We start from the raw sequence: 15,403 nt of genomic DNA on the forward strand, positions 1-15,403 counted from the left end.
GCATACGATCATCGGGTGATGACTGCTCTGCGTCCCGTGCGCTGGTTCCACGAGTTCGGCCGGCCGCCGCGCATCCTCGGGCTCGACGTCGCGCGGGGGATCGCGATCCTCGGCATGGCCGCGGCCCACATCGCGGTGACGGACGCTTTCGAGTGGGGCGACCCCGGCACGTGGACCGACCTCGTGAACGGTCGCTCGTCGATCCTCTTCGCTCTGCTCGCCGGGGTGTCGATCGCCCTCATGACCGGACGGCACGTGCTCCCGGCGCCGGAGCGCGTGCCGAGCCTCCGGCTCGCGCTCGTCGGTCGCGGCGCGGTGATCTTCCTGATCGGTCTGGTGCTGGAGCTGCTCAACACGCCCATCGCCGTGATCCTGACGCTCTACGGTCTCCTCTACATCGCCGTCATCCCGGTGCTGCGGTGGCGTCCGCGCCGGCTGCTCATCGCCGCGGCCGTCCTCGCCCTGGTCGGTCCGGCGCTGCTGGCCCTCCTGCACGCGATCGCGCTGCAGCCGTACGGGGCGGGGATCGGCTTCGTGCTGTACGGCACCTATCCCCTCACCGTGTGGCTGGCCCTCGTCCTCGCCGGCATGGCCCTCGGCCGCCTCCGGGTGGACCAGGTGCGCACGGCCGTGGTGGCCCTCGTCGTGGGGGTGCTGTTGGCCGTGGTCGGGTACGGGCTGGGCGCCGTCGGCTGTGCCATCGACGGCGGTGCCGACGGTGGCGTCGGCGTTTCCGGATCGAGTGCCTCCTCGTGGAGCGACACCGCTGATTCCTCGTCCTTCCTCCCGGAGGACGTGAGCGTTCCCGCGGGGTGGGAGAACTACCCGGAGGCTCTCGCCGCGACGGATCCGCTCGGCTCCGCGGTCCGCGCCGTGCTCGCCGCGGGCCCGCACAGCGGCGGGACGGCCGAGGTCCTCGGCTCCGGTGGCTTCGCGCTCGCCGTGATCGCGCTGTGTCTGCTGCTCAGCCGTCCGCTCCGCTGGGTGCTGCTGCCGCTCGGTGCCCTCGGCTCCATGCCGCTGACGGCATACACGGCGCACGTCCTCTCGGTCGTGCTGGTCGCCGGCCCCGGAGGGTTCGTCGCGAGCAACGCCCTGTGGGTGGCGACGGCCCTCGGATTGCTGCTCGTGACGACGCTCTGGTCGATGTTCGTCGGACGCGGGCCCCTCGAGCGCCTGGTCGGACGGGGCGCAGCAGCCATGGCGGCGGTCCCGCGGCGCTGATCCCGGGGGTGCCGAGCGCGGCTCCGGAGCGGGGGACACGATGTGTTAGCGTGGGGGCGCGGCGCTTGTCTGGCGTCCGCACCTGTCCGGCACGGCCGGACGGACTGGGGAGTTCCGAACTGGGGAGTTCGCACCACCGCGTCACGGCGATCCGTCGCCGTCTCGATGTCGTCGAGCGCGCGGAGGGTGACGACGCGGAGTTCGGAACGACATCGGCTGGGGAGTCATGGTGGGGAACACGAATTTCGGGCGACGGGCGCGCGCTGCCGTCGCATCAGTGCTGACGGCCGGCCTGCTGGTCGCGGGTCTGTCGGGCGTGGGAGCAGCGGGGGCCGCGGCGGCGGATGTGCCGCCGACGGTGCCGCCGCAGCTGCAGCGCGATGAGAACGTGGTGACGTCGGATCCGATTCCGACCGTCCAGATCGACAACGGGTACGTCTGGGCGCAGACCACGATCGGCACGACGGTGTACGCGGTGGGCAAGTTCGACAACGCGCGTGAGCCGAAGGCCGCGCCCGGCACGGCCCTGACCACCCGCTCGAACGTGCTGGCGTACGACATCGTCTCCGGCGCCCTGTCCTCGTTCGCGCCTACGGTCAACGGCGTCATCAAGGCCGTCGCGGCATCGCCCGACGGGTCCCGCATCTACATTGGCGGCACCTTCAACAAGGTCAACGGCAAGGACCGCTGGAACTTCGCGGCGCTCGACGCCAAGACCGGGGAGCTGGTCCCGCAGTTCGCGCCGTCGATCGGCGGCAGCGGTGTGTACGCGATCACGACCGACGGATCGAATATCTACCTCGGCGGTCTGTTCACCCAGGCCAACGGCGTCGCCCGGAAGAACCTCGCCGCCTTCGACCAGAAGAACGGGGCGCTGCTGAGCTGGGCTCCGCAGGCGGACCGTCAGGTCGATGCGCTCGTGATGGACCCGGCGGGAGCCAAGGTCATCGTCGGCGGGCGCTTCTCCACGGTGAACGGCAGCACCCTGCGCGGCACCGCGGCCGTCGACAAGTCCACGGGGGCGGTCGACACCGCCTGGGGCATCTCCCAGGTCGTGAAGAACAGCGGCAGCAACAGCAACTCCGGCATCTTCGCGCTCGCGACGGACGCGAACACCGTCTACGGCACCGGCTGGAGCTGGGCCGGCGGCGGCAACCTCGAGGGCACGTTCGCGGCGGAGGCCGGCACGGGGGCGGTGCGGTGGATCGCCGACTGCCACGGCGACCATTACGGCGTGTACTCGACCGGCGCGGTGGTCTACACCACCAGCCACATGCACTCCTGCAACACGATGGGTCTCCAGCCGCAGAAGAACCCGGCGGTATACCAGTACGCCGAGGCCTACACGACCGACGCGCGCGGAACCCTCTCCGCGAACACCTACTCCGGGTACGCCAACTGGGCGGGCACTCCCGCGCCGTCGCCGTATCAGTGGGCGCCGGACTTCGCGGTCGGCACCACGAGCGGCCTCGGCCAGGCGGGCCTGTCGATCACGGGTGCCGGCGACATGATCTCGATCGGCGGAGAGTTCCGCTCGGTCAACAACGGGCAGTTCGAGGGGCTGGTGCGTTTCTCCACGAACCCCCCGGGCGGCGCGAAGGACGGCCCCCGGCTGTCCGATGCGGCGTGGAAGCCCACGGCGGGGACGTCGCCCGTCCCCGGCACCGCGCGGGTGTCGATCCCCACGAACTGGGATCGGGACGACCTGACCCTCACCTACGAACTGCACCGGGCCGGTGCGGCGGAGCCGGTGGCCACCGCGACGGCAAGCGGCACATGGTGGAAGCAGTCGACGGTCACCCTCGACGACCCGACGGCGACCCCGGGGGCCACGCAGAGCTACACGGTGGTCGCGAAGGACCGCGACGGCAACATCGCCACGAGCGCGAGCGTGAACGCGAAGGCCACGGCGGGCACCGCCTCGGCCTACACGAAGAGGATCCTCGCGGACAAGCCGTCGCTGTACTACCCGATGGGCACCGTCTCGAAGGACTGGGCCGGATCGAACAACCCGGTGAGCGGCACGGGGGCCACCTCCTCGTCGTCGGGCATCGAGAACAGCGGCACCGGTTCGACCACCTTCACCGGCACCACGACCGGGCGGGTGTCGTCCGATGCGAAGGCGCCGGTGTCGAGCGAGTTCTCCTCGGAGATCTGGTTCCGGACCACCACGAAGACCGGTGGTCTGCTCATCGGCTCCGGAGCGGCCAAGACGGGCAGCTCCGCGAGCGTCGACCGGCTGCTGTACATGACCAACAGCGGCACCCTGACCTTCGGCGTCTCCGCGGGGAAGACCCGCGCCACGATCGCCGGACGCACGGCGCTGAACGATGGCGTCTGGCATCACGCGGTCGTGTCGCAGGGGGCATCCGGGATGACGCTGTACGTCGACGGCGAGCTCGTTGCGTCGGACGCCGCGGTCACGACGGCCAAGACCGACCCCGCGTACCTCCGCATCGGCGGCGACGCGCTGACCGGCTGGCCCTCGGCTCCCTCGTCGAACTACTTCAAGGGGTCGCTGGACGAGGCCGCGGTGTACCCGTTCACGCTGCACGCGGACCAGGTGCGCGCGCACTTCCAGCTGGGCGCGGGCCTGAAGGCGCCGACCGCGGCCTTCACGGCCCAGGCGACCGACCTGACCGTCGCGGTCGACGGGTCGGGCTCGACGGCCGACGGCGCGGCGTCCCTCAGCGGCTACGCGTGGGACTTCGGCGACGGTTCGTCGGCGACGGGCGCCACGGCGACGCATGACTATGCGGCGGCCGGGACCTACACCGTGCGGCTGACCGTGACCGACAGCAGCGGACTGTCGGCGTCGACCGAGAAGCAGGTCGTGGTGACCGCGCCCGTCGTGGCCGATGTCGTGGTGGCATCCGACGCGTTCGACCGTGCGGTGGAATCCGGCTGGGGCACCGCCGAGGTCGGCGGCGCGTGGACGCCCCTGCAGGGCAAGTCGACGGCGCTCTCCGTGGCGGACGGCGCCGGGGTGATCGACCTCGTCGCCGGGCAGACCCGCGAGATGCTGCTGGACGATGCGTCGGTGCGGGACTCCGCCACCACCATGACGTACACGCTCTCCGGCGGCCCGGAGTCGGGCACCGTCTATGTCGGCGCGGGTTCCCGTCGCAACGCGGACGCCGGATACCGCGCCCTGGCGTGGCACCGCGCCGACGGGGCGACGTGGGTCGTGATCCAGCGCAACGGGACGGCCGTCGCGAGCGCCGCCGTGCCGGGACTGACCTGGAGCGCCGGCACCGTGTTCCACCTGTCGACGGAGACGACCGGATCGGCGTCGACGACCATCCGCGCCAAGGTGTGGGCCGACGGGCAGCCGGAACCGGCGACGTGGCAGGTGTCCACCACCGACGCGACTCCGGCGCTGCAGGGCGAGGGCTCGCCCTCGGTGTTCGCCTACCGGGGCGGCACCGCGACCGGCACCAACGTCGTGCGGGTGAACGAGGTCAAGACCGTCCGGATCGGAGAGTGAGCAGCCGGGCGGCGGAGCGGCGGCGGCCCGCGTCCCCGTGACGCGGTCCGCGCACCGCTGTGCCACTTGTCATCACAGGTCCTAGGCTGGGGGGATGACCATTCCTGCACTCGAACTGAACGACGGCAACTCCATCCCCCAGCTGGGCTACGGCGTCTTCAAGGTGCCGCCGGCAGAGACCGAGAAGGCGGTGAGCGAGGCCCTCGAGATCGGGTACCGCCACATCGACACCGCCGCGATCTACGGCAACGAGGAGGGCGTCGGCGCGGCCATCGCGTCCTCGGGCATCCCGCGCGAGGAGCTGTTCGTCACCACCAAGCTGTGGAACGACCGGCACCACGACGACGAGCCCCGCGCCGCGATCGGCGAGAGCCTCGAGAAGCTCGGCCTGGAGCAGGTCGACCTCTACCTCGTGCACTGGCCCACGCCGGCGAAGGACGACTACGTCCACGCGTTCGCGAAGCTCATCGAACTGCGCGACGCGGGCCTGACCCGCAGCATCGGCGTCTCGAACTTCCTCGTCCCGCACCTGGAGCGCACGGTGAAGGAGACCGGTGTCGTCCCCGCCGTGAACCAGATCGAGCTGCACCCGGCGTACCAGCGCCGCGAGGAGGTCGCCTGGGCTGACGCGAACGGCGTCCGCATCGAGGCGTGGGGTCCGCTGGGTCAGGGCAAGTACGACCTCTTCGGCACCCCGGCGGTCGCCGACGCGGCCGCGGCCCACGGCGTCACCCCGGCGCAGGCCGTCCTGCGCTGGCACCTGCAGAAGGGCATCATCGTCTTCCCGAAGTCGGTGCGCCCCGAGCGCCTGCGGGAGAACCTCGACGTGTTCGGCTTCGAGCTGACCGACGCCGAGATCGCCGCGATCGACGCCCTCGACCCGCTCGACGGCTCCGGCCGGGTGGGCTCGCACCCCGACGAGGTCAACTGACCGGAGCCGTGCTCCCGAGCCCGCGGCCCGCGGCTCGTCTCCGTTCCACATGACGCCCCGTGTCGCTTCGCGCGACACGGGGCGTCCGCGTCGGTACCGTCGAGCCCATGACAGCCCCGCTCCGTGTCGTCGCCGTCTCGGGCTCCCTGCACGAGCCGAGCAAGACCACCGCCCTCCTGCGCGCGATCACCGCCGCGGTCGCCGAGCGTGCCCCGGTCGAGGCGCAGCTGATCGAGCTCACGCAGATCGGCCCCTCGCTCGCGGGTGCTCTCACCCGTGACCAGCTCCCGCCGGAGGTGGAGGCGCTCCTGCAGGCGATCGAGACCGCCGACCTCCTCATCGTGGGCAGCCCGGTGTATCGCGCCTCGTTCACGGGGCTGTTCAAGCACCTGTTCGATTTCGTCGACCAGTACGCCCTCGTCGGCACGCCGGTGCTCCTCGCGGCGACCGGAGGCGGCGAGCGGCACGCCCTCATGATCGAGCACCAGCTGCGCCCGCTGTTCGCGTTCTTCCAGGCCCTGACGCTGCCGCTCGGCGTGTACGCGAGCACCACCGACTTCGACGGCTACGACGTGGCGACCGACGTGCTGCGCTCGCGCATCGCCCTGGCGGCCGAGCGGGCCCTCCCGCTCGTCGGCTACACCGCCTCCCGCCCCGCGGAGCTGCTCGTCGGCTGATCCGGGGCCACCGGTCCGCCAGAGCTGCTCGACGGTTGGGCCTGTCCCGCCACGCGGAGCTGCTCGTCGGCTGATCCTGGTCCGGAGCCGGAGCCGGAGCCGGAGCCGGAGCCGGAGCCGGGGCCGCGGCGTAGCGTGGACGCATGACGAACCGTCTCGCCGACACCCTCAGCCCGTATCTGCGGGCGCATGCCGACAACCCCATCGACTGGTATCCGTGGGGGGAGGAGGCGTTCGCCGAGGCCCGCCGCCGCGACGTCCCGATGCTCATCTCGATCGGCTACTCGACCTGTCACTGGTGCCACGTGATGGCACGCGAGTCGTTCGCCGACCCGGCGACGGCGGCTCTGATCAACGACGGCTTCGTGGCGGTGAAGGTCGACCGCGAGGAGCATCCGCACGTCGACGGCGCCTACATGGCTGCGGCGTCGGCGTTCACGCAGAACCTCGGCTGGCCGTTGACGGTGTTCACGACTCCCGCCGGCCGGGCGTTCTACGCGGGCACGTACTGGCCGCCCGCGGCGCGCCCGCCGATGCCGGCGTTCCGCGACGTCCTGGCCGCCGTCCGCGAGGCGTGGACGACGCGGCGCGCCGAGGCCGAGGAGTCGGCGGATGCGGTGACCGCGGCCCTCGCCGACGCGGCGCGGGCCACTCCCTCCGACCTCCCGGACCCGGCTGCGCTCGCGGAGGCCGCCCGTGGTCTCGCCGCCAGGGAGGACGGCGAGTTCGGCGGCTTCGGCGGAGCGCCGAAGTTCCCGGTCGCGACCACGTTGCGCTTCCTGCAGGAGCCGCTCATCCGCGAGACCGCGCCGGAGGCGGCGGCCGCTGCCGAGCGCGCGCTCGCGGCGATGGCGGGCTCGGATCTGCACGATGCCGACGGCGGGTTCTTCCGCTACGCGACCCGGCGCGACTGGACCGTGCCGCATTACGAGCGCATGCTGACCGACAACGCCCAGCTGCTCGAGGTCGCCCTCGACGCCGGCGACGAGGAGACCGCTCGCGGCGTCGCCCGCTTCCTGCTCGGCACGCTGCGACGGGCGGGCGGGGGCTTCGGTGCCGCGCAGGACTCCGAGTCGTGGATCGACGGGGCGCGCAGCGAGGGCGGCTACTACCTGCGTCCCGTCGCGGAGCGCGCCACGCTGGAGCCGCCGGCGGTGGACGGCAAGGTGCTCACCGGATGGAACGGCCTCGCGATCGCGGCACTCGCCCGGGCGGGTGCGGCTCTGGGCGAGGACGCGTGGATCGCCGCCGCCGCGGATGCCGCCGCTGCCGTGCTCGGCGCCAATCGCGGGCCAGACGGTGCGCTCGTGCGGGCATCGCTGGACGGGAAGCCTTCCGCCGCCGTGGCCACCACGGCCGATGTCGCCCTCCTCGCCGAGGGGCTGTTGGCGCTCGCGGCGGCCACCGGCGACGTCGCTTGGGCGGTCACGGCCCGCGACCTGCTCGACGGGGCGTTGGACGGCACCGCGGGGGACGACCCGCTGCTCCGCGCGCAGGGCATCGCCGTCTCACCCGACCACACCGACGGCGACCTCCCCTCCGACACGGCCGCGGTCGCGCAGGCCGCGCTGACCGCGTGGCGGCTCGGAGCGGGCGACCGCTATCGCGCGGCTGCGGCCGCGCGCGTCGAGGCCCTCGCCTCCCGGGCGCTCGCGCAGCCCTTCGCGCACGGGAGCCTGCTCCGGGTCGCGGCCGGTCTCGCCGCCGCGCCCCGTCAGCTCGTCGTGGTGACGGAAGACCGTGATGGGGCGCTCGGCACCGCGGCCCGCGGAGCCGATGCCGAGGTCATCGCCGTCGTCACCCCGGCGCAGGCCGCGGCGTTCGCCGCCGCGGGGTTCGAGCTGTTCGAGGGCAAGGAGTCGACCGCCGAGCGCGCCTACGACTGCCGCGCCTTCGTCTGCCGTCTGCCGGTGAGTGACCCGGCCGAGGTGTCGCGCGCACGGTGAGCGCCCTTCTCCGGCGCAGCGCTGTGCATTCTGCCTACCGTGCGGCGTCCTTCTGCCCGTCGAGTGCGCGCGATGCGCAGCTTCGGGTGCACGGTTTGCCCAGCGCCCGCGATCCGTTCTAGGGTGACGCGACCCCTCTCGGATCACAGCAAGGATGCTCTGACGATGCCCCTCTCCGCTCGCGCCGGCCTCGACGCCGTTCCCGCCTACCGACAGGGGCGCTCCGCCCCGGCCGGTGCCTCCAAGCTCTCCTCGAACGAGTCGCCGCATCCGCCGCTGCCCTCCGTCGTGCACGCGGTGCAGGAGCGGCTCGCCGGCATCCACCGCTATCCCGACATGAGCGCCTCCGCGGTGCGGGAGGCGCTCGCCGCCCGGTACGCCGTGGACGTGGATCAGGTGACCGTCGGGGCGGGGTCGGTGGAGATCGCCGCCCAGCTCATCCACGCGGTCGCCGGGGACGGTGACGAGGTGGTCTTCGCGTGGCGGTCGTTCGAGGCGTATCCCTCGCTCGTCCGGATCGCCGGGGCGACGCCCGTCGCCGTGCCGCTGGATGCCGACCACGGACACGATCTCGACGCGATGCGCGCGGCGATCACGCCGCGCACGCGCCTGGTGTTCGTGTGCAACCCCAACAACCCGACCGGCACGGTCGTCGACGCCGAGGCCCTGGAGCGCTTCGTCGCCGCGGTGCCGCACGACGTCCTCGTTGTCATCGACGAGGCCTACGTGCACTTCGACCGCACGGACAGCCGTGGTGCGGGCATCGAGCTGTTCCGCCGCCACCCGCACGTGGCGGTGCTGCACACGTTCTCCAAGGCGTACGGGCTCGCCGGACTCCGCATCGGCTACGCGATCGCCCCCACCGCGATCGCCGAGGCGCAGCGCAAGGTGGCCGTGCCGTTCGGGGTCACCGACCTCGCGCAGGCCGCGGCCCTGGCCTCGCTCGCCGCGGAGGACGAGCTCGCCGTCCGCATCGACGAGGTCGTGGCGCAGCGCGATCGGCTGTACACCGTGCTCACCGCAGCCGGCTGGCCCGCCGTCCGCTCGCAGGCCAACTTCGTCTGGGTGCCGGCGGGGGAGCGCACCGCTGAGCTCGACGCGCTTCTGCACGCCGGGGGCGTGGTCGCCCGCGCCTTCCCCGGCGAGGGCGTGCGCATCTCGTCCGGCTCCGCCGCCGACATCGACCGGGTCGAAGCCGCGCTCGCGGCCTCCGGCGATTCCGCCCACGATTCCGACCACGATTCCGACCTGATGGAGGTGGGCGCATGACCACCGAGGTCCCCGTCACGACGACGACCACGAAGGGCCTGCACCCGGGCCTCACCCGCCGCCAGATCTCCATGATGGGGCTCGGCGGCGCGATCGGCGCGGGGCTGTTCGTCGGCTCCGGTCAGGCGATCAGCATCGCCGGGCCCGCCGTCCTCATCTCGTACCTCGTCGCGGGCGGCATCGTCGTGCTCGTGATGGCGATGCTCGCCGAGATGGTGGCGGCCCGCCCGAGCTCCGGTGCCTTCAGCTCCTACGCCCAGAAGGCGATGGGACGCAGTGCGGGAAGCGCCGTCGGCTGGCTGTACTGGATCCAGCTCGTCGTCGTGATCGCGGCCGAGGCGACCGGCGCGGCAGGGATCGTGGCGAACTGGGTGCCCGGGATCCCCGCGTGGGTCTGGGTGCTGCTCTTCGTGGTGGCCCTCACCGCGGTCAACCTGTTCGGCGTGCGCAACTACGGCAACTTCGAGTTCTGGTTCGCGGCGATCAAGGTGGCCGCGATCATCGCGTTCCTCGTCGTCGGCGTGTGCGCGATCGTCGGGTTGATCCCCGGTGTGCCGGCGACCGGCATCTCGAACCTCGTGGACCAGGGCGGCTTCGCGCCGCACGGGATCACCGGCATCGCCGCGGCGCTGCTCATCGTCGTGTTCGCGTTCGGCGGCACGGAGGTCGTGGCGATCGCGGCCGCCGAGTCCGACGACCCCTCGCGCAACATCCGCCGGATTGTGCGCGAGGTGCTCGTCCGGATCCTCATCTTCTACGTGGGGTCGATCTTCGTCATCGTCGCGGTGCTGCCGTGGGACGACCCCGCGGTGCAGGCCGGTCCGTTCTCCGCCGTGCTCGACACGCTGAACGTGCCGGGTGTCGGCCTCGTCATGGACCTCATCGTGGTGATCGCCCTGTTGTCGGCCATGAACGCCAACATCTACGGGGCCTCCCGGATGGCGTACTCGCTGGGGGAGCGCGGGCTCGCGCCGATGGTCGTCACCCGGACGAGCCTCAAGGGCGTGCCGTTCGTCGCCGTGCTGGCGTCGGTGGCGTTCGGCTTCGTCACGGTGGGGCTCAACTGGGCGTTCCCCGACGTCGTCCTCCCCGCCCTGCTCAACGTCGTGGGCTCCACGCTGCTGGTGATCTGGACGGCGACGGCGATCTCGCAGATCGTGCTGCGGCGGCGGGCCGACCGTGCCGCGGAGGCGATGCCCATGCGGCTCTGGGGGTTCCCGTGGGTGTCGTGGCTGTGCCTGGTGCTGCTGGCCGCGGTCATCGCGCTCGCGATGATCGACCCGGCCGCGCGCACCCAGTTGCTGCTGACGCTCGGTCTCACCGCCGTGCTGCTGATCGTGGCGCGTCTGACGCGCGGCGTCTCCCGTCCGGGCATCGTCAAGGAGTGACGTGCGGATCGATCGTCTCGACGCCGAGCTGATCCGGCTGCTGACCGAGTCGCCGCAACTGCCGATCCTGGAGTGCGCGCGGCGGCTCGGGATCGCGCGGGGGACCGCGACCAGCCGGGTCGCCCGGCTGCACGAGGGCGGGGTGATCGAGGCGATCGTGCCGCGAATCGACCCGGCCGGGTTCGGGTACGGCGTCGTCGCGTTCTGTCTTGTCGAGATCGACCAGAAGGTCGGGCACGACGACGTGGCGACCGCGCTGGCGGATGCGGTGCCGGAGATCGTCGACATGCACACGGTCACCGGGGCGAGCGACATGCAGCTCCGGCTCGTGGCGCGGGACGCCACGCGGCTCCAGGAGGTGCTGGACCGGGTGGCGCTGGTGCCCGGCGTCGCGCGGACGGCGTCGTCGATCGCGATGCGGACCCATCTCTCCGGGCGGGTGCTTCCGCTCGTGGAGCACGTGGCCGACGAGGGGGCCTGAGCCGGCGCAGGACTCCGGGGCAGGAGTCCGGGCGCGGTCAGACCCAGCCGGGCAGCCAGTTGTGCAGCCGCCAGAAGTCGTACGGCACGCTCATCCCGGTCCACAGCGGCAGGAAGAACGCCGAGACGAGCACGACGGCGGCGAGGAAGATCAGCACGGTGCGCTCGCCGGACTGCCGGCGCGGCAGCGGATCGTCGCGGCGGCCGGCGATGATGCGCAGCGTGACGGTGAGGGCGAGCACGAGGAACGGCATCATCACCACCGTGTAGAACTGGAAGATCGTGCGCTCCGGGAACATCAGCCAGGGCAGGTAGGTCACCGCGAGTCCGACGAGCGGGAGGCTGAGGGCGGGGCCGACCGGCTGCCGGGTGATCCAGCCGCGCACGAGGCGGTACAGCAGGTAGACGCTCGCCGCCACGCCGCCGTACCAGATGAGCGGGTTGGGGATCGCGGAGATCACGCCGATGCAATGATCGACGCCGCAGCCGGAGGGGTCGCTGTCGACCCATACCGCCGTGGGGCGCAGCAGGAGGGGCCATTCCCAGGCCGGGCTGGCGTAGGGGTGTCCGCGGGTGAGGCCCACGTGGAAGCCGAGCATCGCCTGGTGATAGTTCCAGAGGGCGACGAGGGGGTTCGGGTCGCTGCCGCGGTCGTAGCCGTTCGCCGTGACCAGCCAGCCGGTCCAGCTCGCGAGGTACACCGCGAGGGCGGGGACGACGAGGAGCACGAACGACACCGGCCCCTGGCGGAAGACCGCGGACGCGGGCCAGACGACGACCCCGCCGCGTCGTCGGGCGAGGGCGTCGGTGATGACGACGTAGAGGCCGAAGCCTGCGAGCACGTAGAGGCCCGACCACTTCACCGCCGAGGCCGCCCCGAGCGCGAGACCGGCGGCGACGAGCCACGGGCGGCGCCACAGGATCGGCCCCCAGAGCGGGTCGTCGGTGTCCGGGTCCCGGCGCTCGAGCAGCGGGATCGTGCGCTGTCGGTCGATGAGCACGAACAGCACGCCGAGCAGCACGAAGAACGTGAGGATGCCGTCGAGCAGGGCGATCCGGCTCATGACGATGCTGAGGCCGTCGATCGCGAGGAGCGTCCCCGCCACCGTCGCCGCCACGACGGAGCCGGTCAGCCGACGCGCGATGAGGAAGACCAGCAGCACCGAGCCCGCCCCGAGCAGGGCGGTCGCGAGGCGCCATCCCGCGCTGTTGTCGGGTCCGCCGATCGCCATGCCCAGCGCGATGAGCCATTTCCCCAGCGGCGGGTGCACGATGAAGGCGCCCTTGTTCGTCAGGGGGAGCTCCTGCAGCGTGAGGAAGGCGCCGTCCGCGTTCTCGCCCCACACGCCCTCGTAGCCGAGACTCCACAGCGACCAGGCGTCCTTGACGTAGTAGGTCTCATCGAAGGCGAGCTGATGCGGGTGGCCGACGTTCGCCAGGCGCAGCACCGCGGCCAGGGCGGTGAGGAGCAGCGGCGCCAGCCAGCCGATCGCGCGCCCCCAGTCCGGAGCGCCCAGCACGCGGTCGCGCAGCCGCTCGTAGCGCGTGAGCCGCTCCTCGGGGAGGGGCAGGAGGGGCTCGGGCGCGGTCACCGGTCCAGCCTAGACAACCGTGCTCCGCACCCGCCGATTCGCGAGGCGGCTTCCGGCCTCGTCGATGCCATGGATGTATCCCGATATCTCAGCAGTCTGGTGGTCGCGCGTCTAGGCATCACCGTCCAGCACACCTAGCCTTGCTGTCGTCAAACGACGACAGAAAGGTGTCGTTCATGAACAGAAGGCGCTCGAGAGCGGTGCTCCTCGTCGCCCCCATCACGGTGGCCCTGATCCTGCTCACCCCGGCGGTCGCCTCCGCCGCTCCCGAACCTCGTGTGCGAGGAGCCGCCGTGGAGACTTCCGTCCTGCGGGTGCCGGCGCGAGATCTGGGTCCGTGCTGGGCGCAGGCGGGGCGAGTCGTCGGCGGGTTCTTCGGCTCGATCGGTGCGACGATCGCCAGTCCGGGATGGGGTGCGGCAGCGTGGGCCGGCTACCTCGGCCAGATGGCGCAGGAGAAGCGCACCCGCAGCGGGAACTTCGCATGCTGAGCCGGGTCGGCGCCGGGGAGGACGGCCGGCCGGTCGCGTCTCGAGGTGCGACGCGGCCTTCCGGAGCACGCATCGCCGGATGGGTGGCGACGTTGTTCTGCGCCTTCCTCGCATTCATCAACGCGGGTCTCGCCTCAGAGATCGGCTTCCGGGTCTTCTTCCTCGCATGCGGGTCGCTTCTGGTGTTGGGGGTGATCTCGATGGTCAGTCGCTGGTTTCGGGAGGCGCGGGCAGGTGACCGAATGTCTCCGCACCCGCCCGCCTAAGCTGGGCGGGTGATCATCCTCGCCGCGACCCCCATCGGAAATCTGGGCGATGCGTCGCGGCGACTGGTGGAGGTGCTGGAGAACGCCGAGGTCGTCCTCGCCGAGGACACCCGCACCACGCAGCGGCTCCTGCAGGCGCTGAAGATCGAGAATCGACCGCGACTGATCGCGTTGCACGATCACAACGAGAAGCAGAAGGCGGGGGAGCTCGCCGCGCTGGCCGCGGAGACCGACATCGTGGTCCTGAGTGATGCCGGGATGCCGACCGTGAGCGACCCCGGGTACGGGCTCGTCGCCGAGGCGGTGGCGCAGGGGGTCACGGTGACCGCGATCCCGGGGCCCAGCGCGGTGCTCATGGCCCTGGCGATCTCGGGGCTGCCGACGGACCGCTTCACCTTCGAGGGGTTCCTGCCGCGGAAGCCGGGGGAGCGTCGGGCGACCCTTTCCGCCCTCGCCGCCGAGCCGCGCACGATGGTGTTCTTCGAGTCGCCCTCGCGCCTGGCGACGACCCTCACCGATATGGGCGCCGCGTTCGGTGCGGACCGCCGCATCGCCGTGTGCCGTGAGCTGACCAAGTTGTACGAGGAGGTCCGGCGGGGCACGGCGACCGAGCTGGCCGCCTGGGCGGCGGAGGGGCTGAGGGGCGAGATCGTCGTGGTCGTCGAAGGAGCGCCGCGGCGGGAGGCCTCGCCGGAGGACGCCCTCGCCCAGGTGCAGGCGCTGGTCGCGGACGGCACGCGGTTGAAGGACGCCGCCTCCGAGGTCGCGTCGCTGACGGGCTTGTCCTCCCGGGACCTCTATCAGGCCGCGCTCGCCGCACGGTCGCGATGAGCGCCGCCGCAGACTCCCACCCCGGTCGCAGGGGTGCGGGGGAGAGTGGCGAGACGGCGGCGGATCCGCGACCTCCCGCCGGGCAGGACTCCGTCGCCCGCGCGTACGACGAGAGGGCCGCGGAGTACCGGGAACTCGCGGGAGACCTGGGTCTCATGGACCCGCGCGACCGCGCACTCATCGGCTGCTGGCGCGATGAGACCCCGGGGATGCTGCTCGACGCGGGATGCGGTCCCGGTCACTGGACGGCCTTCCTGCACGGGGACGGCGGCGCGGAGCCCGGGGCTGGACGAGATGTCGCGGGTGTCGACCTCTCCGCCGCCTTCATCCGCGGAGCGATGGTGCAGTATCCGCACCTCTCGTTCCATCACGGGTCGTTCCGGACGCTGCCGCAGGCATCGGGCGCGGTCGGCGGCGTCCTCGCGTGGTACTCGGTGATCCACACGCCGCCCGCCGACCTCCCGGAGGTCTTCGCCGAGTTCGCGCGGGTGCTCGCCCCCGGCGGGAGCCTGCTCCTCGGGTACTTCGTCGGCGAACCCCGGGTGGTCTTCCCCCATGCCGTCGCACCCGCCTTCTTCTGGACCGTCGAGGCGCTGTCCCCACCGCTCGCCGCGGCCGGTCTGGAGGTGCAGTGGTCCGAGACCCGTGAGCGCGAACCCGGCGAGATCAGCTCCCGCCCCCACGGTGCGCTCCGCGCCCGGCGCTCCTGATCCGCAGGCCGTTCGCTCCCCGTCGCGGATCCGCGCCCGCGCGAGGGGCGCGGAAGGGGGGAAAGGTCGGACTGTCCTACGCTGTCCAGACAGAGTCAGAACTCGAACCAG

The 15,403-nt window shown here is 72.1% G+C and carries 12 protein-coding genes; 11 read left to right on the forward strand and 1 reads right to left on the reverse strand.

All coding sequences use genetic code 11. The annotated features are described in order from the left end of the window. Positions 1–18 precede the first annotated feature (18 nt). The 8 genes from KAF39_RS14860 (at position 19) to KAF39_RS14895 (ending at position 11,403) form a co-directional block, all read left to right on the forward strand. Positions 19–1,224: a heparan-alpha-glucosaminide N-acetyltransferase domain-containing protein gene (locus tag KAF39_RS14860; protein ID WP_246878774.1), complete on the forward strand. Its 1,206-nt coding sequence runs from the start codon at positions 19–21 to the stop codon at positions 1,222–1,224. A gap of 229 nt (positions 1,225–1,453) precedes the next feature. Next, positions 1,454–4,711, forward strand: coding sequence for a LamG-like jellyroll fold domain-containing protein (locus KAF39_RS14865; RefSeq protein ID WP_307805228.1), 3,258 nt, complete (start codon positions 1,454–1,456; stop codon positions 4,709–4,711). Positions 4,712–4,805: 94 nt separating this feature from the next. Beyond that, positions 4,806–5,642, forward strand: coding sequence for an aldo/keto reductase (locus KAF39_RS14870; protein WP_210678170.1), 837 nt, complete (start codon positions 4,806–4,808; stop codon positions 5,640–5,642). Positions 5,643–5,749: 107 nt separating this feature from the next. Beyond that, positions 5,750–6,319 carry an FMN reductase gene (gene msuE, locus KAF39_RS14875; RefSeq protein WP_210678172.1) on the forward strand — a complete coding sequence of 190 codons (570 nt, stop codon included), beginning with the start codon at positions 5,750–5,752 and terminating at the stop codon, positions 6,317–6,319. Between the two features lie 143 nt (positions 6,320–6,462). Further along, the gene (locus KAF39_RS14880; RefSeq protein ID WP_210678174.1) at positions 6,463–8,265 is read left to right on the forward strand and encodes a thioredoxin domain-containing protein; all 1,803 of its coding nucleotides are present in this window, start codon (positions 6,463–6,465) and stop codon (positions 8,263–8,265) included. Positions 8,266–8,430: 165 nt separating this feature from the next. Beyond that, positions 8,431–9,534, forward strand: coding sequence for a histidinol-phosphate transaminase (gene hisC, locus KAF39_RS14885; protein WP_210678176.1), 1,104 nt, complete (start codon positions 8,431–8,433; stop codon positions 9,532–9,534). Next, positions 9,531–10,922 (forward strand): amino acid permease, encoded by a 1,392-nt coding sequence (locus KAF39_RS14890; protein WP_210678178.1) that lies wholly within the window; start codon positions 9,531–9,533, stop codon positions 10,920–10,922. The genes hisC and KAF39_RS14890 overlap by 4 nt, the downstream gene beginning before the upstream one ends. Before the next feature lies 1 nt (position 10,923). After that, entirely contained in the window at positions 10,924–11,403 is a 480-nt protein-coding gene (locus KAF39_RS14895; protein WP_210678180.1) for an Lrp/AsnC family transcriptional regulator, read from the forward strand. 37 nt (positions 11,404–11,440) lie between these two features. Here the strand turns inward: KAF39_RS14895 and KAF39_RS14900 are convergent, their stop codons facing one another. Then, the gene (locus tag KAF39_RS14900) at positions 11,441–12,994 is read right to left on the reverse strand and encodes a dolichyl-phosphate-mannose--protein mannosyltransferase (RefSeq protein ID WP_210678182.1); all 1,554 of its coding nucleotides are present in this window, start codon (positions 12,992–12,994) and stop codon (positions 11,441–11,443) included. A gap of 176 nt (positions 12,995–13,170) precedes the next feature. On the opposite strand from KAF39_RS14900, the gene KAF39_RS14905 reads away from it, so the two are divergent. The 3 genes from KAF39_RS14905 to KAF39_RS14915 all read left to right on the forward strand — a co-directional run bounded on the left by KAF39_RS14905 (position 13,171) and on the right by KAF39_RS14915 (position 15,292). Next, on the forward strand, positions 13,171–13,485 hold the full coding sequence (locus KAF39_RS14905) for a hypothetical protein (RefSeq protein WP_210678184.1): 315 nt from the start codon (positions 13,171–13,173) through the stop codon (positions 13,483–13,485). Positions 13,486–13,760: 275 nt separating this feature from the next. Continuing rightward, a complete protein-coding gene (gene rsmI, locus KAF39_RS14910) occupies positions 13,761–14,582 on the forward strand; it encodes a 16S rRNA (cytidine(1402)-2'-O)-methyltransferase (RefSeq protein WP_210678185.1) in 822 nt (273 codons plus the stop codon). After that, positions 14,579–15,292 carry a class I SAM-dependent methyltransferase gene (locus tag KAF39_RS14915; protein ID WP_210678188.1) on the forward strand — a complete coding sequence of 238 codons (714 nt, stop codon included), beginning with the start codon at positions 14,579–14,581 and terminating at the stop codon, positions 15,290–15,292. The genes rsmI and KAF39_RS14915 overlap by 4 nt, the downstream gene beginning before the upstream one ends. Positions 15,293–15,403: the final 111 nt, after the last annotated feature.

This window comes from Microbacterium sp. BLY (genome assembly GCF_017939615.1).
GTDB lineage: Bacteria > Actinomycetota > Actinomycetes > Actinomycetales > Microbacteriaceae > Microbacterium.